We start from the raw sequence: 431 nt of genomic DNA, 5'->3' as shown, positions 1-431 counted from the left end.
CGTCCACTGGCAGGCGACCGATGTCTCGCGCGAGCATCACGCCCAGCTCAAGAACCAGAAGCCCGCCGTGCTCTGGCTGACCGGCCTGTCGGGCGCGGGCAAGTCGACGATCGCCAACCTGGTCGAGCGCAAGCTGGCGCGGATGAACCGGCACAGCTTCCTACTCGACGGCGACAATGTCCGCCACGGGCTGAACCGCGACCTGGGCTTCACCGACGCCGACCGGGTGGAGAATATCCGCCGCGTGGGCGAGGTCGCGCGGCTGATGACCGATGCCGGGCTGATCGTCGTCACCGCGTTCATCTCCCCCTTCCGCGCCGAGCGCGAGATGGTGCGCGCCATGATGGCACCCGGCGAGTTCCACGAGATCCATATCGACACGCCGCTGGCCGAGGCGGAGCGGCGCGACGTGAAGGGCCTCTACGCCAAGG

General features: G+C 68.7%; 1 protein-coding gene. It reads left to right on the top strand.

All coding sequences use genetic code 11. From position 1 onward, the window contains the following. Nucleotides 1–431 (top strand): adenylyl-sulfate kinase (gene cysC / locus ACU8YE_RS25645; protein WP_446930438.1); only part of this gene is annotated, 431 nt, incomplete at both ends.

It is taken from the genome of Ralstonia sp. VS2407 (assembly GCF_052950655.1).
This window is presented reverse-complemented; position numbering and strand designations above follow the sequence as displayed.